Source organism: Candidatus Villigracilis sp. (genome assembly GCF_057083605.1).
Genome location: NZ_JBXMTI010000101.1, coordinates 1 through 22,072, shown reverse-complemented (window position 1 = coordinate 22,072; position 22,072 = coordinate 1). Strand labels below are relative to the sequence as shown.

The window sequence follows — 22,072 nt, the reverse complement described above, 5'->3', positions numbered from 1 at the left end:
CTAATTCTCTCCTCCACTGAGAAATGTGGAATGAAAAAATATTCATTAAATACTGAATAAAATCTGCTTTTGTAAAGAATCGTTAGAGGTGCTAAGACTTTTTTGTCGATATGTTCACAAATTATTTCGTAAACCCTTTTTTGCTCATTGGTCGGAAGATCCAAAATCATTGACAACCTTGGATGGGACAGGGATTCAATGCTCTTGGATATTTCAATTAGAATATTTCTTACTTTTTCAAAACCTTTTTCCCTACCGTAAAAGTGCAAAATTAAGCCAAGCCAAAGATATTCAGGCATTCTTTCTTTTGCCCAAGAACTTAGTCTTAATGTATCCCGCATTGCATCATTAAGTGGAGTTGCGAGCACTCCTTTCTTTTTGTGCAATATGTGATCGCCAATACCGCTTACATTCTTTTTATCTTCCATGTTTGCAATTAACCTTTAACTCTGTAAATCTAAATCTCAACCCATTATTGGAGGCAGTATAGCATTTTTTTACCAATTGTATCTCTTCTTATGAATAAGACGTAGACAAGCACCAATAAGAAGTTATATGAATGGTGTAAAATCGCTTTATGGACATTGACCTTCAAGTTCGCTTGGCGGCATTCAACTGGCTATCGGAGCAGGTCAATTCGCATGGGGATGTGTTGGCAAGAAAATTACTTGAGCAGGGGTTTGAGTTTGAAGGTCAGCGGATTCCGCTAGTTGCTCCGCAGGGGATTTTTAAACCCCAAATTCTTGATCTCCCAATATCCATCACAACTGCTCCAAAAGGTCCTTATGATGATTATTTTGGGAAAGACAATTTCCTAATTTACAGTTATCGCGGTACTGACCCTAATCACCGTGACAATGTAGGCTTGCGAAAGGTTTTTGAGTTAAAACGCCCACTGGTTTATTTTCATGGAATCGAACCTGGAAAGTATCTTGCTACTTGGCCCGTTTATATTATTGGGGATGATCAAAGCAATCTCACATTCAAAGTTGCTGTGGATGATGCCGTCCCTGCTTTTGAGTATTCCGAGTCGAGCATTTCACGGCAAATTGCAGAAGTGTCTGACCCAAGACATGCTTATTTAACTGCTACTGTAAAAGTAAGATTATTTCAGCGACTTTTTAGAGAAAGAGTTCTTGATGCTTATAAATCGCAGTGTGCTTTTTGTCGCTTGAAACATCGGGAATTGCTCGATGCTGCTCATATCATCCCTGATAATTTGCCCGAAAGTACATCAAAAATAGAAAACGGTATTTCTCTTTGTAAGCTGCATCATTCCGCCTATGATAGCTTTATCTTGGGCGTAACACCAGATTATGTTATTCAAGTCCGCGAAGATATTTTGGAGGAGGAAGATGGTCCCGTTTTGCAGCATGGGTTGAAAAGATTACATAAAACGAAATTGATTTTGCCGAGTTCGAGAAGCCAATGGCCGAGTCAAGAGGCGTTGGAGTGGCGGTATAGTCGGTTTACGAGGGCGTAAATCGGCGGACTAACCCACAGGGTGCTTCGCAAAGTCCTACCTCAGTTCGTGCAAGCCCTTCGGGCTTGCGCAATCAGCGCGTAGCGCTTTCAGGTTATGCCCACAGGGGGCTGTGCCAGCGAGGGATTTATCCCGAACGGTTTGCGAATTGCGAGTAGCGGAAGATGGGGTGGAGAGCTTGTGCTGACGGTTCATCTTTCGCTCACCGTGTCGAAGCATTGTCCGCGCGTGGGAATGATGAGGTCTTGAGGAATGCTTCGCAATCCATAGTGGTGGGGAAGATCAATCGGAACAAGTGCGCCAGTAATTTGTGCTATAATGGCGGAAATTCGGAAATTCCGATTTTCTGGAGAAAATATATGACTACACTTCAAATCCGCAGTAAAGGAACAATCACCCTGCCCGCCAGTTTGCGCAAGAAATATAAACTCGAGGAAGGTGAGTTTTTCAATTTAATTGATGTTGGGGATGGCTCATTTTTTCTGGTCCCTATGGAAAGCAAAGTTATGAAGAATGCAGATAAAGTGGTCAGGAAAGTGAAAGAAGCTAATGTGACATTGGAAGATCTGCTTGTAACTTTGGACGAGGAACGAAAAACCTATTATAAAGAACACTATGTCAAAAATTAAAGTGTTCCTTGACAGCAGTGCGGTAATGGCTGGTGTGATTTCATCCGCTGGCGCAGCGCGTGTTTTGCTGGTCATGTCTGAAAATGGGCAAATTGAAACCTTTATCAGTGAGCAGGTCATTGCCGAGAGTGAACGATCCATTGCGAGGAAAGTTCCTCACGCATTGCCCGAGTTTCGTCAAACTCTAAAGGATGCCGACCTGAAAGTTGTTCATAATCCGACACAGGAAGAAATAAAAGAAAACCTTTACTTGATAGCCGATCCAGATGATGTTCCCATTTTGTTGGCGGCAATGAAAGCTCATGTTGATTATCTTGCGACACATAATCGCAGACATTTTCTAGATGATCCGAAAGTTGCAGAAAGAGCAGGCATCAAGATCGGGTCTCCTGGCGATGTCCTTGCATGGATAAGGGAAAATTTAAGTTCGTGATGACAAACGATCCTGGATAAAATGTCCATGATTTGCAATAGGAAGAGGATGCCACATACGGGAAAAGGTATTGAGCGAGATGGGGTTGAGGGCCTGTGCTGACGGTTCGTCCTTTGCTCACCATGTCGAAGCACCGCCCGCGTGCTGGGCTTCGTGAGCTAAATTATCCAGCGAGAGTCATTGCGAAATTGAATCGCGCCCTCGTCACCGCACGGGATTGAAATCCCGCGCTACGCATACGAAGCCGACTGGAAGTCGGCTAGTCCGCCTTGGCGGACTTTGTAGGAATAGCCCGACGGTTTTATCGTCGGGCGGGGATGGGGAAGAGGAATAAGTTGGACGAAAAATAAACGGGCAGACGGAAAGGGTCTGTCCGTTTTGGAATTTGTCATAAAACGACCCCTGTCCAGCGGCGAGGCAAAAACAGGGGTCTGACTTAAACTGTCGGCAAAGACCGAGTAAGCTGCATTCATTCTATCTTACATTTGGGGGTGTCTCTAAAAAAGAAAATCAATGTACTTTCCTTGAAAACACCTTGATTTCCTTGTATAATATATCCATGAATAAGAAATACACAGTTTATAAAAAGGTGTTCGAGAAGCACAAAGGCTTGCTGCGTGCCTCCGAGGCTATACGACTCGGAGTCCCTGAACATATTGTTTATGAAATGGTTCAGAGTGGTGATCTGGTCAAAGAGGCACGTGGCGTGTATCGGCTGGCAGACAGCGAACCGTTGGGGAATCCTGATCTTGTTCAAGTCAGTCTGCTTGTGCCCAAAGGAGTTATCTGCCTGATCTCTGCTCTATATTTTTATGAGATCACGACTCAAATCCCACACAGTGTGTATGTGGCGCTCCCTCAAAACACGGGCAGGCCACGTATGACATATCCACCTCTGGAAGTGTTTTGGGTGACAACCTCCCTGCACTCGGTAGGCGTGGATGTGCACGTGTTGGATGGCGTGAAGGTGAAAATATATAACCGCGAAAAAACGATTGCGGATTGTTTCAAATTCAGAAAAAGGATCGGGGAGGAAATTGCATTGGAGGCATTGAAGGAATATATCAACCAGCCGAAGATGAACATCCACGGACTGCTGGAATATGCAAAAATCAATCGCGTCGAAAAACTGATGGTCCCATATTTGAAGAGCCTGCTATGAGGCGTGAAGTTGCAAACGTTGCCGCTTCCATTCAGGCGAAGTTAAAAAGCAAGGCAGATGAGAGCGGGCGTCCCTTTAGCGAGATCCTTCAATATTATGGGATGGAAAGATTTCTCTATCGTTTGTCCAAAACTCATTATGCCAATGACTTTATTCTCAAGGGCGGTTTGATGTTTTACGGATTGGGTATTCCAATGCGGCGCGCTACGCGCGATATTGATTTTCTGGGTACTGCGAAATATATGCAAAGCGATATTTTGTCGGTGTTTTGCAAAGCAATGTCTGTTTCATTTCCCGAGGATGGAGTTCTCTTTGAACCAAAGAGTTTACGGCTCTTGCAAACGCAGGCAGATGCAGATCAAGGCGGAAGCCGAATCACATTCGTTGGGCATTTGGGTAAAGCGAGAATACCCATGCAAGTGGATATCGGTTTTTCGGATGAACTTGGTTCTGATGCATTGGATATGGATTACCCTGTTCTTCTTAATCGCATGGAAAAACCTCGCATCAAGGGATATCCGCCAGAGTCGATCATTTCCGAAAAATTCCATGCGATGATCCGCTTTGCAGATTTAAACAGCCGCTGGAAGGATTATTATGACATTCACCTGCTTGCACATACATTCGAGTTTGAGAGCCAACTCCTGATCGCTGCCCTCAAAGCCACATTTGACAATCGTCCCTTAAAATTAACGAATGAAATTCCCTATGGATTAAGAGACGAGCTTGCGGTTGCCAATCAAAAAAACTGGGAATCGTTTTTATATAAATCCAAATTACAGACTGACGCCCTGAAAGATTTGAAGGTGGTGGTACACAGGATAAGGCAATTCCTGGAATATCCGCTACAGGGATTTCGGTCAGACGCGCAAGTGCAGAATAAACGCTGGTCTAGCCGTGGTGGTTGGCGATAAGAGGGGGAGTCTCTCAAAAAAAGAACTGGCTTCCTTTTTGGAAACCAGTTCGCAGGTTCAGAAAGAACGAATACTTATCAGGGGCAGAGCGGATCAACCTCGCCTTTCGCCGCATTGCAATTCGCATGCATACTTCCATTGAGAGGGCTGCCTTGTCCGTGAAGGTCGCCGCTGGATGTGCTGGCGGGATTGCAATCTGAGTCAATCACCACCAGGCCGGTATTGGTGTAATCCACGGTGTTGCCAGAGAAGCCCACGCCGTTCAAAGTTAACAATGGAGTATCGCCCTGGATACCAGTTGGATGATTTGTGAAAGTGCTGCAGCTTACAGTGACTGTGATCGGAGAATAAAGTTCTGCGCCGAGCAGGGCATTATTCTCGACCACAGCGCCTGAGAGATTGACATCACTATTGAAGGAACCAAGCTCCAGGCCTTCCACACTGTTATTGTTAAATTCACCGCCTTCCACAAAGATGGCGCCAGTGCCGCCGCCAAATCCGCTGGCCGCTTCGACTCCTTTTTCCAAATTTCCGTTGGCGATCACATCCAGCAGGTTGATGTCACCGCGCGATTGAGGCTTAAGCCCATCCCCCAACTCCCCGCCCTGACCGTTATCGTTGAACTTGCTCAACTCCACCATGATATTGCCGGTTGAGCCATCGTAGTAATTAAAGACCACCGCGCCATGATAGTTATTTGAACTGGCACTAACATTCGAGAGGGTGATATTCCCGTTGGATTCAGTAACAAACCCAACGATATGCGGACTGCTGAAACCCACCGGGCCATTGTTGTTGAAATTGCTGGAACTGACGAAGATGCCGCCTGTCCCGGTGCACGTGAAGCCGCTTGGATTGCAATTAAGCGCATTTGCTCCGCTTGACCCATTATAGCTGGCGGTCACACCGATGAAGCTGATATCCCCGTTTGAGTACACACACAAGCCACAGCCATCGTTTTGATTAAACTCGCTTGACTCAACCGAGATGCTTCCCGTGCCTGTTTTATTATCCAGCAGGGCGCCTCCGCCATGGTTATCGTCAGAGATGATATTGGCGAGAATGATATTTCCGCCGGAATCCGCATACACTTCAATACCGCTACTGGTGCCGCCGAGAGTAACATTCCCATGAACAGATGCGCCTGAAACGTTAACATCGCCATTGGAACCAAGTTCCATCCCTGCCAGGCCGTTATTATTGAACTGTCCCATTTCCACCAACACGTTGGCAATGGCTCCGCCGAATCCGTTGTACACCTGCACACCGTTTTCCAGATTTAGCTCAGCCGTAACATCCACCAGACTGACGCCCCCACGCGAGTGAACCACAAGCCCATCTCCCAGTTCCCCTTGACCGTTCTCGTTAAACTGGCTCGACTCAACCAGGACGCTGCCTGTTGAACCATCGAATGAGTTGGCGAGATGAGCCCCATTATTGTTATTGGAGTTGGCAGTAACATTGAAGAAACTTATATCTCCGTTGGATGAAGCGGTGAAGCCGATGGTGTGGGGGATAATAACATCGGGCAAGCCATTGTTGCTAAACACGCTTGAGCTGACGGAAATGTTTCCCGTTCCAATACAAGTGAGGACCACGGCATTGCAGTTATCGACGCCATTGCCGTACAGGTTGCCGTTGCCAAGCACGGATACGAGGCTGATATCTCCATTGGATTGAACAATGAGTCCCGCGCCTCCATTCGAATTAAATGAGCTTGAGTCGATCCAGACTCCGCCGGTACCTGCTCTATTATCCAGCCAGGCCCCATTCTCTGAATTGTTGTTGGAGTCAACATTTGACAACAGGATATCGCCAGTGTGATCGAATACATAAATTCCATCACCAATATGATCGGTGGGGTTGATCCCGGGGTCAATGCTGATCATGACGATGTCACTCAGTTCGAGTGTTCCATTATTGTCATGAGCAGTGATCGAGGCAACATTCCCAGAGTCATCTACATTCTCTACCGTGAACCCTGATAAGGTCAAACCATTCATACCCGTGATGACAAACGCACCATCAAGTGCCGTGGTTCCACTGTCTTCGCCAATGATGCCAAGAGATGCGGGTGTATTTACGCCAGAGTTCCAACCGCTAAGGCCATCGATGATGACATCTTCGATATACGTCTCAGCCTCAACATAAATATTGCCATCATCTGGCGTGGCACCTATCCCAAACCACGGGGATGCCGCCGCTGTGCCATTAAGAAAGTTAATGGAAGCCTGAATCGGATTTGAACATGCCTGTGCTCCCCCCGTGAGCGGATCACAATCTCCCGCGCTAAAGTTGTAGGTTGTCCCTGCCACGGTAAAGTAAGGGTCGGCCGAGGCTGTTAAGGGCACACTGCCATCGTCTGCGTAAGCTGTTGTCGGCCAAACGAGGCTCAACATCAACATCGCTAGTGTCATACTCCTGAACAAGATAGAGCGCAATCTAAACATGGCTATCACCTTTTCTGTAGGTATACCTGTAAACCTGGGTATTAATGACACCGCCCGACAACACTCATGTGAATATATCATATCAAACTTGCACCTCGAACAAATGGTATGAATATCCTATTATTCGCCTGTTGTACTATACAATGACTTTGATAAAGATTGGGGAAGTGCCTAATTTCAAAGGCAAGACTTCGATTGTGTCGTTCTGAGCGAAGCGAAGAATCTCTACGCCAATCTCAGCGACCCTTCGCTACCGCTCAGGGTGACACTCCTTATGTTTTGGGGTTTAGGCACTCCCAAAATTGGGGTTCCGACATGGGCCTCGCAATTTCAGGTAAGATTGATCGTGATATCCCATGATTATGGAGACACCATGAAAACAAAAGAAGAGATCGTCAACAACTGGCTGCCACGTTATACCGATACCCCGCTCAAGGATTTCGGCAAATATATTTTGCTGGTCAACTTTGAAGCCTATCTCACCATGTTCTCGCAATGGTTCAACGTCCCCATTCGCGGCGAGGGCAAGCCCATGCCGAACGTCACCGCTGGGGGCATCACGCTGATCAACTTTGGGATGGGCAGTGCCAATGCCGCTACCATCATGGACCTGTTGGGGGCCATCAAGCCGAAAGCCTGTCTCTTTTTGGGGAAGTGCGGCGGCCTCAAGAAAAAGAGCAAGGTGGGAGATTTGATCCTGCCAATTGCGGCCATCCGTGGAGAGGGCACCTCCAATGATTATTTTCCCGCCGAAGTGCCTGCCCTGCCTGCCTTCAATTTACAGAAAGCCACCTCGACCACGATCCGCAATCATAACCGGGACTATTGGACTGGTACGGTTTACACGACCAATCGCCGCGTCTGGGAGCATGATGAGGAATTCAAGGCTTACCTGCGCCGCATCCGCGCCATGGCAATTGACATGGAGACAGCCACTCTCTTCATCACAGGTTTCCAAAACAAGATTCCAACGGGCGCTTTGCTGTTGGTCTCCGACCAGCCGATGACCCCCAGCGGCGTCAAAACCGCCAGCAGTGACAAAAAGGTCACACAGCAATATTTGGATCTGCACCTGCAAATTGGCATCGATTCGCTCAAAGAGTTGATCAACAAGGGACAGACCGTCAAACATTTGAAATTCTAGGGGTACCTCGATGGGCAAGATGCAGGCGAATTTCGCCAATCTTTTAGCCTTTATTCGTACCATTCGCACATTCGTGTAATTCGCGTTAAAAAGTTCCCAACTTTGTAAAAGCCATATCCGCGTGATCTGCATTGACTCTGCCTCCCATTTCTTATACAATTTTTATTATTGAGTTCTCTACCGCACAAATGTCGTTGCGAGGAGGTTTTTTGCTCTTCCCGACGAAGCAATCTCCTCTTTCAATGGATATTTCAGTTCAAAAGAAGATTGCTTCGCTGCCAAAGTACAAGAGCGGCGACTCGCAACGACATCAATTCATAGAAGGTGAGTTATTGATTCTGGCGGAGGAAGGCCATGAAAAAATCCAAGGCTAAACTGCTTCAGGAAGGCGATGGGCTCTTTGATTTGGGGAAATTCGACGAAGCCATTGAAAAATATAAGGCAGCAGTTGCTGTTGATAAAAAATATGAATATTCGTATTATGCCTGGGCCGAAGCACTGCTGGCTATTCCCAATCACTTCGCAGAGGCAGTCGACGTTTATCGGCAGGGTATTGCGGTCTCGAAGGACAGAGCCACCGGCCACTACAACCTGGGCGAGATCTTCAGGGATAACAAACAATACGATGAAGCGATTGAACAATATCAGGCCGCTATTGCCATTGAGAATGACTACGAAAACCCCTATTATGGCTGGGCAGAATCTCTTCTGGCTATGCAAGATCACTTTGATGAAGCAGTGGACATCTATCGGAAAGGCGTTGAAGTCTCATTGGATAAGGCGGCTGGGTATTACAACCTGGGTGAGATATTTAGGGAAAAAAAGCGTTATGACGAAGCGATTGAGCAATACAAAGCTTCAATTGCCATCGATAAGAGTTACGCCAATGCCTTCAACGGCTGGGGGCTGGCCCTGGAAGGGCAGAAAAAATATGACGAAGCCATTGAGCAATACAAGGCCGCCATCGCAGTCGATGAGTATTACGCCGATGCCCATAACAATTGGGGGGCTGTCTTGAATGCGCAGAAAAAATATGACGAGGCCATTGAACAATACAAGGCTGTGATTGCGATCAATGAGAATTATGTGGATGCCTACAACAACTGGGGATTGGCGCTGGAAGGGCAGAAAAAATATGACGAGGCCATTGAGCAATACAAAGCGGCGCTTGCAAGGGACAACAGGTATTTTTATGCTCACTTCAACTGGGGGTTAGCACTGGATGCACAGAAAAAATATGACGAGGCCATTGAACAATACAAGGCTGTGATCGCGATCAATGAGAACTACGCCGATGCCTATAACAATTGGGGACTGGCGCTGGCAAAAAAGGAGGATTATATAGGCGCTGTTGAAAAATATATCGAAGCGATAAAAAAGGATGAGAAATCCGCTTTCCCATATTTGGATTGTGGGGATGCTTTGCAAAGCCTCGGTAGGAACGAGGATGCCTTCCAAATGTACAACGATGCCATCAAGGCAGACCCAACTTACGCAGAGGGATATCGACGGTTTGGCTGGTTTTGTCAGGATGCGCTCAGGGACTATGATCAGGCCGAGACGGCTTTTCGGCAGGCCATCAACATAGCCAAAGAGCCGAGTGACCTTTCCAATTTATACAATGATATCGGCAACATTTTTTTTGATAGAAAGAAATACGCCGAGGCCATTGATAATTATGAAAAAGCTACCAGGTTCGACCCTGATTCGTTTTATCCCACCTACAATATTGCCCTAGTTATGAATCAGGAAGGCAAGTATAGGGAGGCGATCACGCAGTGGAAGGAAGCTCTTAGAAAGTTTGCAAAAAATGAAAAAATATCAGCCGAGCGGAAGATCTCATCCGACTATCGGCTTTCAGGTTGGATAGCCTATGAAGTTTTCCAAAGCCATGAGTTGGGTGAGAGCCTGTATAAGATCGGCTTGGAAATTGACCCTGAAAACCTCGACCTCCAACAGAGCCTTCTCAACTATTATGTAGATCGAAAGGAACAATTGGAATATAACGGTCTGGGGTCGATGGCCCGCCAGCAATTTCTAGCTGAACAGGCGAGGGAGATCATTCAAAAAACAACGGGGCTGAGCGATTTTAAGTCGCTGCTGAACCGCGCGGATATAGTTCCCTTCAAGAAAACTGGAAGGCCGCTCAAAGTGGCAAGCCGTATATCCATTGAAGATGATTCTGTATTGATGCGCCGCAGTATTGATATGTATTCACGCGCCATGCAGACTTTATCGCGGCTTGAAGACCACTTGAAAAAGAAGCTGACGAATGCCGAAAAACAACAAATGCAGGAAAGAGCCATAGCCCCCTACTATCTTTATCTCGCCAAGGCAGGCCTCGCGGTGGATAGACTCGAAAGCGCTCGGAAGGATGCCCAAAAAGCCCTGGAATTGGATGATCAATCCGCTGATGCCCACTCAACTTTGGGCGCGATCCTGATGCGTCTCGATGAATATAAAGTCGCCATCCTGAGTTTCAAAAACGCCGTCGATCTGAACGTCGATGATTTTAGTTATCGCAGTAATTTGGCTGAAGCCTATCGCAAAGCGGGAATGTTGGATGAAGCCAAGAAGGAATATGAGATCGTATTGAAGATTTCGCCGCATCACCTGGATTCGATCATTGGCATGGGCGAGACTTACACTGCCATGGGTGATGGCCCTAAAGACGGCAAAAAATCGGTGGACGCTGAGGAGATGTATACGCAGGCCATTGAATATTATTCAAGAGCCTTGCGTCTGGCAGATAGCGATGACGCGTCGAAGGTGCTGACCCTGCGCGAAATGGCGGCCATTCGTTATGCGCGTGGTTATGCCCGCGTTATGCTGTCTGAGTCACAAAGCCATCACGATGAGAGGTTGCTGCGCGATGCCCAACGCGATTTTGAATCGATCCCAGCTTCCGATAAAAATTATCAAAAGGCGAAGCGGGCCGCCAAAAAACTGGCCGAGAAACTCCGCCCATTTTCTCCGAGCAATCTTGAACAAAAAGCGGGCTCATGGGTCATTGCAATAGCCATCTTTGCTTTTCTGGTGGGGCAGTTCATGTTCTTTGTCGGCCAACCAACGCGCGTTCCGCCGGGCTATGCTTTCACTGGTGACGGTCTTGAAGCATTAAAGGCAGTTGGTATACCTGAAGATCTGTTGGTAAAAGTTGCATTGCTTGTGCCTGAAAGATTTAATTCCCAGCAGACGCTAGTGGAAGCAGTCAGCAAAATTATTGGGGAAGAGATGACTCTCGATGTTCAAAAACTGATCGCTGCGAATATCGAACCTGTGCCTGCCTCAATTGATTTCAGCCCGGTGGACGTCGGCTATTACGCCCTGTTTACATTTGGTCCGCTTATCTTTGTTGTGGCCGGGGCCTATTTGCAGCAAATTTCGCGGCTAAAGTTTGCCGGCATAGAGATAGAAAAAAGTTCAGTGGATCAAATATCCACTTCCAGTTTGGGAATTGGGCGATAGTTGCTAATGACTGTTTCTTAAAATCTTTTCATCACGGAGTTTTCGTGAAAGGGTTTCACCCCGAAGGATGAAAAAGGAGTCCAACGACTCCAGTCGTTGCTTTCACGCTGCCAAAGTCTGGAGACTTTGGACTCCGATACTATTTTCATATCAGACCACCGAGCGCACAGAGATTTTTTAAAGCTTTTCTACCCTACGGGCACACGTCCGTGACCTCTGTGGTCTCTGTGGTTAAAGCTCTAGTGTGCATACTAAAGCAACATTGCTTTAGGTTAATTTTCCCTTCAAGTCTTTCGCCGTGAACGGCCCGGCTTCGGCCATCAAGGCTGTGGCATCTTTAACTTTGTCGCGGATATTCCACATCAATACACCGCGCACACGGCCATCTGCAAGATAATACACAACCCCTTTTTCGTTCGGCTTCTCCCAGTCTGCCACCATCTCCATTTTGCTGTTCAATTCACCCACTGCCTCATAGCTCAACTCGAACAGGTCTGAATAAAAATTCGGCGTATGAGTATAGGGTTCGTCCGCGCCGGCCATGTTGCGCCCGGCCTGCTTGCCCATCTTCAAGGCATTATCCTCGTGCTCCACGCGCATAAGTTTATTCAACGTGAAATGCGGGAACATGGCTACGTCACCCGCCGCGTAAATATCAGTGGCTGAAGTCAACAGGCGTTCATTCACAATAATGCCATCGTCCACTTTCAGATCGGCCGATTTTGCCAATTCCACATTCGGGCGGATGCCAAGCCCGGCCACGACTCCATCGACTTCCATTACCAGCCCGCCTCTTGTTTGGACCTTCAAACTGCTCCCGCTTTTCTCGAGGCTTGTGACTTCATCCCCGGGCACGAGCTTCACGCCCTTCGCACGATAGTGATCATTCAAATATATCGAAAGACTTGGCGGATACAAATTCTCACCAATTGACTTCCCGCGAAAGACCATAGTCACCTGCCGCCCGTTCATGGTCAATGCCGCCGCAATTTCAGAGCCAATGAAACCTGCGCCGATCACCAGAAAGCGCTGCCCTTGTTCGGTCAGCTCACGCAGGCGCAAGTAGTCTTTGAGTGTACGGTAATAAATAATATCCGCCCCCCCGAATGACAGGTGATTGGGTGATCCGCCGGTGGCGAGTAATAATTTTTCGTATTCATATTCTTCGCCCTCGAGGTCTTGCACAAGTTTCGTGGTCGGGTTGATTTTCACCACCGTACGGCCCAGGTGGAATTCCACCTCATGCTTATCGGTACCGCGCCATATCTTTTCGAATGGACGTCCCTTCCACATCCCTTTTGTCAGCGGAGGGCGGCTGTAGGGCATATCGGTCTCTGAGCCGATCATGCCGATTGAACTTTGTGCGTCACGTTCACGGATGCCTTTCACAGCGGCATCACCAGTCATACCGCCGCCAATGATCAGGTATTTATAATGTTTCATGGGATTCTCCTTCTGCTAGTTTGGAAACCTATAAATAGGTGTTAGGGTTATCTATCTTGTATCTCACCATCGGGGTGAAATTACAGTAATTAAATTGTAGCACTGTTGGGTAACCAAAACACTTTTACACTTTGAGATGAGTAGATTTTTTTGTATAAAGGTTTCGGCCTGAGTCATTTGGTCTTGTGATTTAAAGGCAGATCGGCAAAAAGAGTGAAGCGGTTGCGCCCCGAGTTTTTGGATTCGTACATGGCCTGATCTGCTTCGGAAATCATCTGCTGCATGATGCGTTTCAACGCTACCCGTTTTGACGTGAATGTATAAGATGAAGCTCCCAGGCTTACCGTTATTGATTTTGAACTCCAATTCCCCCGTTCTACAACTTTACGCAAACGTTCGCCAAACCCTGCTACCAGGTCAGGTTCGATGCCAGGCAAGATGACCACAAATTCCTCCCCACCCACTCGCGCAACTGTATCCTCCGCGCGCACATTTATGATCAAAACATCGCCAAGATACTTGAGCAGCAAGTCACCCACCGGGTGACCGTAAGTGTCATTAAATTTCTTGAAGTGGTCAATATCAGCCAGGATGATCGAAACACAATCTCCTGTTTCGCGCGCCACCGAAAGATTACTCAACAGGATGCGCTCGAAAGCCCTGCGGTTATAAAGCCCGGTAAGAGGGTCCCGGTCTGCCAGCTTTACCAGGCGGGCGTTGTCTTTCGATAATTTCTTTCTCTCCTCCTTCAAATGGTTTACGTAATTTGCTTTATGGCTGGTATCAATTACCGAGCAAATAATGATCGTCCCTCGGTCCAGCCAGACCGGGTTCAGCCCCACGTCAATTGAAAACTCATCCCCATTTTTTCGACAGCCTACCAGGTTTGGCAAAATGCCCATCGGACGCAGAACAGGACTGGCTATATAAAGTTTGCGATGCTCCCGATGATGGTCACGAAAACTCGAAGGTACCAGCGTTTCGATTGGTTTTCCGATCAATTCATTCTTCTCATATCCAAAGATGATCTCAGCGAGATGATTACTATAGGAGATCGTCCCGGTCTGTTCCACCAGAAAGACGGCTGTCGGGGAAGAGTCGATTAATAACTTGACCCGTTGGGCGTCAAAAAAGGGCATGGTGTAATCCCTGGCAATCGCAAAGAGCAGCCCGGTTTTCGGGTCGGGATACGCCGACCATTGAAGGTTGCGATATGCTCCATCTGCGGCAAGCAAACGCACCTCAACCAAAAAGGCCGGGTGACCGGCACTTAGGTTTTTTATGGCCCCTTCTACTTTGGCAAGGTCATCAGGGTGAATTATCTCGGCAAAAGGTCTTGATAAAAGCTCGGCTTCACTGCGGCCCAGCATGTTGCAAAAGGCGGGGTTCGCACGCTTGAAATATCCATCGACCCCTGCGATCACATACATGTCCAGCGAATATTTAAAGAATAACTCGTATTCAGGCATGCTTCCTGTCTCCTCTGCCATCACCGTTAAGCCCGTTTAATTAATTGTACGCCCCTTTCTTAAATTGAAGTGAAAAACAAAATTGGTTCATTAGGAATCGCCGTGATGGTCCCGCATATCTGGCGGTGTGGCGTAAGTCGGATTGGCAATCCGACCTACTGCTGGCAGTTCATCAGGGCAAAACCCAGAGAGCCACAAAATTGGTTCTCCGGGAGCTGCTGTGATTCTGGTACACGGACAACACGGATTTCACGGAAGAACATTTAAGAACCTATTTTCCGCCTTTTCCATGCAATCCGTGTACCAAAGGCTAATTTCCATGAGATCATTCGCATGGTTTGTGTTAAAAAGATTTCAAGTTTGCAAATATCATCAGGCATGGGTTGAAATTTGTTGACTTATGCTTCATAATCCCGTATTATGCAGTCACTAATTATCTGACAGGAATTAAATAATGGGCGATATCTTCACCAGTTACTCCAGACTAGACGCTGAAATTGTCGACAAATTTGTAGGTGCGATGAGTCAGGCCGGCATCCGCGCCTGGCTTGACCGCGAAGATATCCAGGTGGGAAGCTCATGGCGGGTACAGATCGTTGAAGCAATTGATACCTGTGACGCGTTCGTGCTCATGTTATCGGCCAATTCCGCCGCTTCCAAAAATGTTCATAAAGAAGTCATCCTGGCTCAGGATTCAGGGCGTCCCACTTACGTTGTGATGTTGGAGGTCGTCAGGCTGCCCCCGGAGATCCGCTATCAATTGGCAGGCTTGCAATTCATTAATCTCCCATTGCTTGGCTTCGAAAAATCAGCCGAGAAATTAATTGAAGTATTAAAACCCCACCTAAAAAAAATAGAACCAACCGGTGAACAATCACACAAACAGACCGAATTGGTCATTCAAGGCATAGACGTTTCCGCATTCACTACCGAAAAACAGGAACAACTCCTGGCCTTTATTTCAAACCTGGCGAATGCCGATCCATCTCAATTAAAGATCGCGAACGTCACGGCCGGTAGTGTGCATGTATTTATGGACATGCCCGCCGATATCGCCTTCCAACTAAAAACCCTGGCGCTTAACAGCGATACCCGATTTCAGGAACTTGGCATTACCTCTTTGAGGCTGGCAGGCGACGCAAACTTCATCAACATCTCCCTCGGCCTGCTGACAGTTGCCGCGACCATCGGCCCCATCAAATCCTTTTGGCTGAAACTACAATCCCAATTCTCTTCCATCTTTGGCCTTACCCTTGGTAACATCATGCTGACTTTAACAGCCGCTGTTCTCACTATAGGCATCGGACTTTCAGCGCTTTCACTTTTGACCACACTCTCGCCCGCCTCACCCCCCGCCGATAATGGGGCAGAACAAGCCACAGCTGCACCCACGCTGACAGCCGGTCCAACCGCTACAGACACCCCAACACCAACTGCAACACCAACTGACACGCCAGAACTAGTGTTTGAGACTTTGAACGGCATTGTCGCCGAGCATCTTTCATGCGTACACGGGCCCGGCGAATTGTTTCTTTATCGATACGGATTGATCGAGGGAATCAAATTGCAAGTGTTGGGCAGGGATATTAATTCGGGCTGGGCGTACGTTCAAGCGGACGGGTATGAGGGTACATGTTGGGTGAGCCTGAATCAGATCACATTGGAAGGTGACGTGGATAGCCTTAAGGTCTTGTATCCTGGCGAGGTTGGAATTCCCCTTTCCTTCCTCTGGCCTGAACCGCAAAATGTATACACCGCCCGAACTAAGGCCGGAGATCAAGTTGCCATTTATTGGGATGAATACATCCTGCCCGATGGAGAGTTGGAAAGCCCGCAGAGTCCGCGCTACCTGGCGGAACTCTGGCTTTGCCAGGATGGTGTATTAACCTTCAATTCCATTTTTGCCTGGCAGAACAACCTGCTCGTCACCGATGAGCCCGGCTGTTCAGAACCATCCGGCGGAGTTATATATCTGGTTGAGAAACATGGCTACGCCGGGCCTGTCCAAATTCAGTGGCCGCCTCACCCCTCATCTACACCATAAATTTTCTCATCAAAAAAACCTTGCAATTGACGGTAATCTCTTATAATATGCCCCATTCCAAGGGCGCAAACAACGTGCGAAAAAACCAGATAGGTGATGAGGAGATATCGTATGAGCACACACAACTTAATAAACAAAGGCAAGTCAAAGAAGTGGGTTAAAGCGGGTTTGTTCCTCGTAGTGGCAATGGCGCTGGTACAGGCATGTGGCTCCAGGATTCCCGAAGGGGCCAGGATCATTGAAGATACTCCCACAAGAAGTATTCCAACAAAGACACCCTATGTAACACCTACCGTTCTCGGGGGATCTGTTCTGACAGCAACCGCATCCGCCCTGCAGGCGCATGATGGAGCAGTCCGCTTTATGGGCTATACCGTTGGGCGGGGTGCATTGGATAAAATTCCCCAAGTCATATCCGTTCTGAAGTCTTATAACGCGGATGTGCTTTCCATTCAGGAAGCGAATGGCTGGCTTGCGGATGATTTCGCAATTGCAGAACAGGTGGCAACCGAGCTTGGCATGGAATACGTTTATTGCCAGGCAGATGATGCCGAGGTGGATAAAGACGGCAACACTTATGATCTTGTATTATTTTCCAAACTTCAAATAAAAAATTCAGAAACTTATTCCAATGTCAGCAATTGCTTGCTCCGCGCGGAGGTAGTCACTGCGGGTGGACAATCTGTGCAGGTCTTTGCCGCGCATATCCGGCCAAACTTTGATGAAGTAGCCTGCCAGAATGTTGAAAGCATTGCCGACATTATTAAACCCTATGCCGCCGAGTCTGCCATATTGCTGGGCGATATGACAATTCCTTCTCCCGGGGTGGTGATGGGGTATCCCGAAAACCAGCTCGTGTGTGTTCCCATTCTGGTAGACAGTGGATTTACCTTCTTCGCGGATGTCAGCAAAGTGGATCATGTCTGGGTGACCGAGCCAATGCTGGCGCTGCAATCCTATAAACTACCCAACCCAACCACCGGCGTTCTCGTGGCCAAGAACCTTATCAGGAATATATCCACTCATTCTCCCCTGGCTGTGGATTTTTACTTCCAGTAATAGGATGACTAAAGGATTTCCTTCATCTGTGTTTATGTAACTCACCTTACGCACCCAATCGTGATTCCCTGAGCGACAGCGACATCGTGCCCGTAGGGTAAGGGTCTCTGAGATAATCGTACAGGTTCTTCGCTACGCTCACATCGTCCCGATGTCCTTCGGGAGAACGACACTGCATAAGGTGAGTATGTAATTCTATTCCCAAAGACGCCGCCTCTTGTTTTTATGTAGGAGGCGTCGTCTTATTTTGTTGGCAGGCTAACATGCCATCAGAGGGAAATTCGATCCGTGACATTTGTCCATTATGTATTTAATAACATGAATGTAAGATATGGACATGTACCTTCACCAGCATGACCCCCTTATCCAGGAACATTTTCATCACAGCCATACAGACCCGCACAAACGCGCTTCGGGTCTTTCCGATTTTATTCTGGGTGCGCAGGATGGGCTGGTTAACGTGCTTGGTGTTGTGCTTGGAATTGCCGCAGCTACGAATGATGTGCGTGTGGTATTAGTGGCGGGGCTGGCCACCACCTTCGCTGAATCCATTTCAATGGGCGCTGTGGCTTTCACTACTACGCTTGCAGATGCCGATCTATATCAAAGCGAACGTGAGCGCGAATACCGTCATATTTTGGAAGCACCCAACCTTGAGACGAAAGAAATCCGCGATATTTACGAAAGCAAGGGTTTCAAAGGGGAATTGCTTAACCACATTGTGGAGACCATCACGTCAAACCAGGATGTGTGGGTGGCAGTGATGATGGCGGAGGAACATCGGCTTGCACCCGTGGATCGAAAGACCGCGCTGCGTGCCGCGTGGGTGGTTGGCCTCTCTGCGATCATCGGCTCGCTGGTGCCAATCGCGCCTTTTATATTTTTGCCCGTTTCCGTAAGCATGTGGATATCTGTGCTGATGACGGCTTTTGTCCTTTTTGCCATTGGTGTGTACAAGGCGCGTATGACCGTTGGCAGGCCGATGCGCAGCGGGCTGGAAATGATGATCATCGGAACCATTAGCGCGATGGCAGGCTATTTGGTCGGAGTCCTGCTAAAGGTCCCGCCGGTGCCGTGATGGTTTGCTGAAATACAAATTTGCAAGCATCCCTAAAAAGAAAACAAACACGATTGCCACAACCACTTCCGAGCCCCAGCCGATGACAGGCACAAAGGTGAGGATTTCAAGCGCCGTATCTTTCAACACCGTTGAAAGGCTATAGATCGCAACGGCTGTAGTTCCGATTTCTTTAAATCCCAATTTGTATTCATGCAGCTTGGCAAGATGCACGATCATATAAATCTCGAGCGCAGTCAGCAATAGGGATGTGCCCGGTATGGGTGCTGTGATCGCAGAAATTACGCCCGCAATCAGGGTGTAGACGAGTATTAAAGGAAATGGTTTCATCTAATTCCCCATCAGCAAAATCCCAACAATTGCCGCACTCACGCATAATACCAGCACGCCGCCGATCATCAGCCACATCAACGGGTTTGTGCCTTTATCTTCCTGGATCGTCGGGCTGTATTCGCGCGAAACAAAAGGCTTTGAAGCTGCCATCGGCTCACGACCCGCTTGAGCGTTTTGCCTTTGAGGCGCGGAAGGCATCACCATTGGAATACCTAATTCTGAAAGTTTTTGAAACGCGCGCTCCACGCTCTGACGCATCTCCGGTGGAAGGTCATCCAGGCTGTGATAGGTTGCGCCGTTAACATCCACTTTTGTGGAATACGCGCGTAGCACATTCTGTACCATGTCCCCCTCCAAAAAATCTGGAATGCCGTTGCCGTTCTTATCCACAAACATATGCGCCACCTGCTCGTAAACCAGGCGTTCATTTGCAGGCATTTCTTCGAGGCTGGAATAGGTCTTACCGTTAAAGATGATGGTGGACATGATAAATCTCCTTACTACAATTTTACATGGATATAAAATTTTTTGCCTCGCCCCGCCCCGACAACTGGATCGGCCTCAATGAACATTCGCACCGCTGATGCATTGTGGCATCAAAATAATTCCTAAATAACGTCAATAATGAATAAGAGAATGTGTCATGCTGAGCGCCGCTTTTCAGGCGCGAAACATCTCATGACTTACTTTCGAGACCCTTCAGTCGCTGAAAAGCGCTCCTTCAGGGTGACACAACGGCTTATTTTTTGGGAATTATCGGCTTGACAAACCCAGCCTTTTAGTGTATCATTTGGGTATTGGAGAGCCACATGAATAATATCACTTTCAAACAATTACGCAATATGACCGAAGATGAAGCCCGCGAAACCCTAGAGGCTATCCGCTGGCCTGCTGGTGCCGTATGCCCCCATTGTGACGGAAAAGAGTCCTACAAGCTCACCCCCAAAGGTGACACAAAGACCAAAGTACGCAATGGCGTTTACAAGTGCAAGAAATGCCGCAAGCAGTTTACCGTTACAGTCGGTACGGTTATGGAGCGTTCCCGAATCAAGATTGCCGACTGGCTCATGGCTTTCTATCTGATGTGTTCATCCAAGAAAGGTATCTCGGCTCACCAATTACACCGCACTCTTGGAGTCTCTTATGAAACCGCTTGGTTTATGGCTCACCGCATCCGCTATGCAATGATGCAAGAGCCGCTGTCCAGTGCGCTCATGACTGGCACAATTGAAGCGGATGAAACATATATCGGCGGAAAAGAAAAGAACAAACACGCCAGCAAACGCACCAAAGGGACACAAGGCCGAAGCGAAAAGACCAAGACTCCCGTGTTTGCTCTAGTTGAACGTGGCGGCAATGTCCGAGCGATGAAAGTTTCAACGGTTAGTGGAAAGACCGTCAAGGAAATCATCCGCAGAAACGTTTCCAAAGATGCTACTATCATGACTGACAATTACTCCGTTTATCAGGGACTTGACCAAGAATTCGCAGGGCATGAAATTGTAGATCACGGAACCGGTGAATATGTACGCGGCGAGATTCACACAAACACGATTGAAGGATGGTTTGCCCTTTTGAAACGGGGTGTGACTGGCACTTTCCATCATGTGAGCGAAGAGCATTTAGACCGCTATGTTGATGAGTTTACTTTTCGTTACAATCGCCGTGATATATCAGACTCAGAGCGGGCATTTCAAGCAATAAGGAAAGTCGGGGGTAAAAGACTGATGTACAAAGACCCGACAAAGAAGTAGATTAGAGTTTCGGGAGGGCTATTGACAGCCCTCCCATTTTTGTTAAAATGTTTCTATCAATGGTCTGGGAGGGATTTGAACCCTCAAGCCGCTAGGCACGTGTTCCGAGCACGTCATGTTTGCCAGTTTCATCACCAGACCAAGATTGTGACCTCGCTGACCGGCGGGGTCTCTGCTTTTAAGTTGCCGTCAGATAATCCGTTCAAGGGCAACTTATCAAACTATTGGTGGGGGCATGAATACCATCCTTTCATGCCTATAAGATACAGGCATAGTCGTACGGGTGGCAATCTCATAAAATGTACTAGAATGTACTGGAATGTACTATTTTCGTCGGCGTGGAACTATACTGTCCCCGTAAAGACTTCTAAGTTCTGCGATTTTATTTCTGACTGTTTGTTCATCTTTTCGCACTCTAACACCAATTTCGGATGTACTTAAGCCTTCATGCCAGAGCTTTAGTGCTTGGCGATACCATCCTACATTTGGTATTTGTTCCCATAGTTCCTGGGGTTTTGCTGGTTCTGTCAACGTAGTTGCTTCTTCGCTCTTCCATCCCCGCAAAATCTCTTGACTGAGTAACAATAAACTATCGCCTATTAGTGGCTCTCCGTTATATATGGGCCTGCCGGGGTCATTAAATTCCCTTCGTGACCCCATTGTAAAGTAATGTAATCCATCTAAAAACTGAACTTCTGTTATATCGGGAAGTTTCTCATATCCGAATATCGTAGCACGATTACCTGACTCGCTCATATTACCGTTTACCTCAAGACAAAGCGATACAATCCAGCCTTCCCGCCCGGGGGCTCGCAATTCAGGAGAATAGTAGATTTGCAAATATTCCGGCTGCTTAGGCGATGTCCAATTGTTGGTATGAATAGTAAGGAAACTATCCATTAATGCCCTAAAATTGTTAATTGAGCCCGGATATATGAGCGTGGGTATTTTTCCTCGCTTCCGAAAGACCGCTTCTTTTTTTACTTTGATTTCTGTTTTTGGGTCTTGATATTCTGTCTGTTTCAATATCGCTATTTCTTTTTGAAGAGATGCCACAGTAGTTTTCAAATACTCCATTTGATGGACAATATTTTCTTTTTCATCTTGGGGCTGGGCGATCTCGCTTCTTATTTGAGGAATCAACCTGTCAATCTTACTTTCGATGCTAGCCAGTCCGGAGTTTAACTGTGTAATTTCGGTTTCCCGATG

Annotated in this window: 18 protein-coding genes, 1 tRNA gene and 1 pseudogene; 12 read left to right on the top strand and 8 right to left on the bottom strand. The window is 47.5% G+C overall.

Annotated features, from left to right (window positions below):
* Nucleotides 1-428 (bottom strand): annotated as a pseudogene (locus AC14M5_RS14865) (DUF5677 domain-containing protein); the annotation flags it as partial.
* 149 nt (nucleotides 429-577) lie between these two features.
* On the opposite strand from AC14M5_RS14865, the gene AC14M5_RS14860 reads away from it, so the two are divergent.
* The 5 genes from AC14M5_RS14860 to AC14M5_RS14840 all read left to right on the top strand — a co-directional run bounded on the left by AC14M5_RS14860 (nucleotide 578) and on the right by AC14M5_RS14840 (nucleotide 4,621).
* Complete coding sequence (locus AC14M5_RS14860) at nucleotides 578-1,483, top strand: HNH endonuclease (protein WP_484030466.1); 906 nt, start codon at nucleotides 578-580, stop codon at nucleotides 1,481-1,483.
* A gap of 359 nt (nucleotides 1,484-1,842) precedes the next feature.
* Nucleotides 1,843-2,112, top strand: a complete 270-nt coding sequence (locus tag AC14M5_RS14855) for an AbrB/MazE/SpoVT family DNA-binding domain-containing protein (protein ID WP_484030465.1) — start codon at nucleotides 1,843-1,845, stop codon at nucleotides 2,110-2,112.
* On the top strand, nucleotides 2,099-2,545 hold the full coding sequence (locus AC14M5_RS14850) for a PIN domain-containing protein (protein WP_484030464.1): 447 nt from the start codon (nucleotides 2,099-2,101) through the stop codon (nucleotides 2,543-2,545). The genes AC14M5_RS14855 and AC14M5_RS14850 overlap by 14 nt, the downstream gene beginning before the upstream one ends.
* Before the next feature lie 559 nt (nucleotides 2,546-3,104).
* Nucleotides 3,105-3,707, top strand: coding sequence for a type IV toxin-antitoxin system AbiEi family antitoxin domain-containing protein (locus AC14M5_RS14845; RefSeq protein ID WP_484030463.1), 603 nt, complete (start codon nucleotides 3,105-3,107; stop codon nucleotides 3,705-3,707).
* On the top strand, nucleotides 3,704-4,621 hold the full coding sequence (locus AC14M5_RS14840; protein WP_484030462.1) for a nucleotidyl transferase AbiEii/AbiGii toxin family protein: 918 nt from the start codon (nucleotides 3,704-3,706) through the stop codon (nucleotides 4,619-4,621). Before AC14M5_RS14845 ends, AC14M5_RS14840 begins: the two co-directional genes overlap by 4 nt.
* A 77-nt stretch (nucleotides 4,622-4,698) precedes the next feature.
* Here AC14M5_RS14840 and AC14M5_RS14835 read toward each other — a convergent pair whose 3' ends face one another.
* On the bottom strand, nucleotides 4,699-7,038 hold the full coding sequence (locus AC14M5_RS14835; protein ID WP_484030461.1) for a beta strand repeat-containing protein: 2,340 nt from the start codon (nucleotides 7,036-7,038) through the stop codon (nucleotides 4,699-4,701).
* 406 nt (nucleotides 7,039-7,444) lie between these two features.
* Between AC14M5_RS14835 and AC14M5_RS14830 the strand changes: the two genes are divergently transcribed.
* The 3 genes from AC14M5_RS14830 (at nucleotide 7,445) to AC14M5_RS14820 (ending at nucleotide 11,683) form a co-directional block, all read left to right on the top strand.
* Nucleotides 7,445-8,215 carry an AMP nucleosidase gene (locus AC14M5_RS14830; RefSeq protein WP_484030460.1) on the top strand — a complete coding sequence of 257 codons (771 nt, stop codon included), beginning with the start codon at nucleotides 7,445-7,447 and terminating at the stop codon, nucleotides 8,213-8,215.
* A gap of 209 nt (nucleotides 8,216-8,424) precedes the next feature.
* Nucleotides 8,425-8,589 carry a hypothetical protein gene (locus AC14M5_RS14825; RefSeq protein ID WP_484030459.1) on the top strand — a complete coding sequence of 55 codons (165 nt, stop codon included), beginning with the start codon at nucleotides 8,425-8,427 and terminating at the stop codon, nucleotides 8,587-8,589.
* Complete coding sequence (locus AC14M5_RS14820; RefSeq protein ID WP_484030458.1) at nucleotides 8,570-11,683, top strand: tetratricopeptide repeat protein; 3,114 nt, start codon at nucleotides 8,570-8,572, stop codon at nucleotides 11,681-11,683. The genes AC14M5_RS14825 and AC14M5_RS14820 overlap by 20 nt, the downstream gene beginning before the upstream one ends.
* Before the next feature lie 267 nt (nucleotides 11,684-11,950).
* Here AC14M5_RS14820 and AC14M5_RS14815 read toward each other — a convergent pair whose 3' ends face one another.
* Nucleotides 11,951-13,126, bottom strand: a complete 1,176-nt coding sequence (locus tag AC14M5_RS14815; protein WP_484030457.1) for an NAD(P)/FAD-dependent oxidoreductase — start codon at nucleotides 13,124-13,126, stop codon at nucleotides 11,951-11,953.
* A gap of 173 nt (nucleotides 13,127-13,299) precedes the next feature.
* The gene (locus tag AC14M5_RS14810; RefSeq protein WP_484030456.1) at nucleotides 13,300-14,595 is read right to left on the bottom strand and encodes a sensor domain-containing diguanylate cyclase; all 1,296 of its coding nucleotides are present in this window, start codon (nucleotides 14,593-14,595) and stop codon (nucleotides 13,300-13,302) included.
* 454 nt (nucleotides 14,596-15,049) lie between these two features.
* On the opposite strand from AC14M5_RS14810, the gene AC14M5_RS14805 reads away from it, so the two are divergent.
* The 3 genes from AC14M5_RS14805 (at nucleotide 15,050) to AC14M5_RS14795 (ending at nucleotide 18,776) form a co-directional block, all read left to right on the top strand.
* Nucleotides 15,050-16,639, top strand: a complete 1,590-nt coding sequence (locus AC14M5_RS14805; RefSeq protein ID WP_484030455.1) for a toll/interleukin-1 receptor domain-containing protein — start codon at nucleotides 15,050-15,052, stop codon at nucleotides 16,637-16,639.
* Nucleotides 16,640-16,750: 111 nt separating this feature from the next.
* Nucleotides 16,751-17,698 (top strand): hypothetical protein, encoded by a 948-nt coding sequence (locus AC14M5_RS14800; protein WP_484030454.1) that lies wholly within the window; start codon nucleotides 16,751-16,753, stop codon nucleotides 17,696-17,698.
* Between the two features lie 331 nt (nucleotides 17,699-18,029).
* Nucleotides 18,030-18,776, top strand: coding sequence for a VIT1/CCC1 transporter family protein (locus tag AC14M5_RS14795; protein ID WP_484030453.1), 747 nt, complete (start codon nucleotides 18,030-18,032; stop codon nucleotides 18,774-18,776).
* On the opposite strand, the gene AC14M5_RS14790 is transcribed toward AC14M5_RS14795, so the two are convergent.
* Nucleotides 18,753-19,106, bottom strand: coding sequence for a hypothetical protein (locus tag AC14M5_RS14790; protein ID WP_484030451.1), 354 nt, complete (start codon nucleotides 19,104-19,106; stop codon nucleotides 18,753-18,755). The two genes, AC14M5_RS14795 and AC14M5_RS14790, sit on opposite strands and share 24 nt — an antisense overlap.
* A complete protein-coding gene (locus AC14M5_RS14785) occupies nucleotides 19,107-19,595 on the bottom strand; it encodes a hypothetical protein (RefSeq protein ID WP_484030450.1) in 489 nt (162 codons plus the stop codon).
* Nucleotides 19,596-19,918: 323 nt separating this feature from the next.
* On the opposite strand from AC14M5_RS14785, the gene AC14M5_RS14780 reads away from it, so the two are divergent.
* Nucleotides 19,919-20,863, top strand: coding sequence for an IS1595 family transposase (locus AC14M5_RS14780; RefSeq protein WP_484030449.1), 945 nt, complete (start codon nucleotides 19,919-19,921; stop codon nucleotides 20,861-20,863).
* Between the two features lie 60 nt (nucleotides 20,864-20,923).
* Here AC14M5_RS14780 and AC14M5_RS14775 read toward each other — a convergent pair.
* Both AC14M5_RS14775 and AC14M5_RS14770 read right to left on the bottom strand, forming a co-directional pair.
* Nucleotides 20,924-21,004: transfer RNA gene (locus tag AC14M5_RS14775), tRNA-Pro, on the bottom strand.
* A 183-nt stretch (nucleotides 21,005-21,187) separates the two neighbouring features.
* Nucleotides 21,188-22,072: hypothetical protein (locus tag AC14M5_RS14770; RefSeq protein ID WP_484030448.1), on the bottom strand; the 885-nt coding region annotated here is incomplete at its 5' end.

Excerpts from the sequence above, each read along its gene's own strand:
- AC14M5_RS14850 (WP_484030464.1), top strand. The coding sequence starts at position 2,099 with ATGTCAAAAATTAAAGTGTTCCTTGACAGCAGTGCGGTAATGGCTGGT.
- AC14M5_RS14840 (WP_484030462.1), top strand. The coding sequence starts at position 3,704 with ATGAGGCGTGAAGTTGCAAACGTTGCCGCTTCCATTCAGGCGAAGTTA.
- AC14M5_RS14805 (WP_484030455.1), top strand. The coding sequence starts at position 15,050 with ATGGGCGATATCTTCACCAGTTACTCCAGACTAGACGCTGAAATTGTC.
- AC14M5_RS14820 (WP_484030458.1), top strand. The coding sequence starts at position 8,570 with ATGAAAAAATCCAAGGCTAAACTGCTTCAGGAAGGCGATGGGCTCTTT.
- AC14M5_RS14855 (WP_484030465.1), top strand. The coding sequence starts at position 1,843 with ATGACTACACTTCAAATCCGCAGTAAAGGAACAATCACCCTGCCCGCC.
- AC14M5_RS14800 (WP_484030454.1), top strand. The coding sequence starts at position 16,751 with ATGAGCACACACAACTTAATAAACAAAGGCAAGTCAAAGAAGTGGGTT.
- AC14M5_RS14780 (WP_484030449.1), top strand. The coding sequence starts at position 19,919 with ATGAATAATATCACTTTCAAACAATTACGCAATATGACCGAAGATGAA.
- AC14M5_RS14810 (WP_484030456.1), bottom strand. The coding sequence starts at position 14,595 with ATGCCTGAATACGAGTTATTCTTTAAATATTCGCTGGACATGTATGTG.
- AC14M5_RS14795 (WP_484030453.1), top strand. The coding sequence starts at position 18,030 with ATGGACATGTACCTTCACCAGCATGACCCCCTTATCCAGGAACATTTT.
- AC14M5_RS14835 (WP_484030461.1), bottom strand. The coding sequence starts at position 7,038 with ATGACACTAGCGATGTTGATGTTGAGCCTCGTTTGGCCGACAACAGCT.
- AC14M5_RS14790 (WP_484030451.1), bottom strand. The coding sequence starts at position 19,106 with ATGAAACCATTTCCTTTAATACTCGTCTACACCCTGATTGCGGGCGTA.
- AC14M5_RS14830 (WP_484030460.1), top strand. The coding sequence starts at position 7,445 with ATGAAAACAAAAGAAGAGATCGTCAACAACTGGCTGCCACGTTATACC.
- AC14M5_RS14815 (WP_484030457.1), bottom strand. The coding sequence starts at position 13,126 with ATGAAACATTATAAATACCTGATCATTGGCGGCGGTATGACTGGTGAT.
- AC14M5_RS14785 (WP_484030450.1), bottom strand. The coding sequence starts at position 19,595 with ATGTCCACCATCATCTTTAACGGTAAGACCTATTCCAGCCTCGAAGAA.
- AC14M5_RS14860 (WP_484030466.1), top strand. The coding sequence starts at position 578 with ATGGACATTGACCTTCAAGTTCGCTTGGCGGCATTCAACTGGCTATCG.
- AC14M5_RS14845 (WP_484030463.1), top strand. The coding sequence starts at position 3,105 with ATGAATAAGAAATACACAGTTTATAAAAAGGTGTTCGAGAAGCACAAA.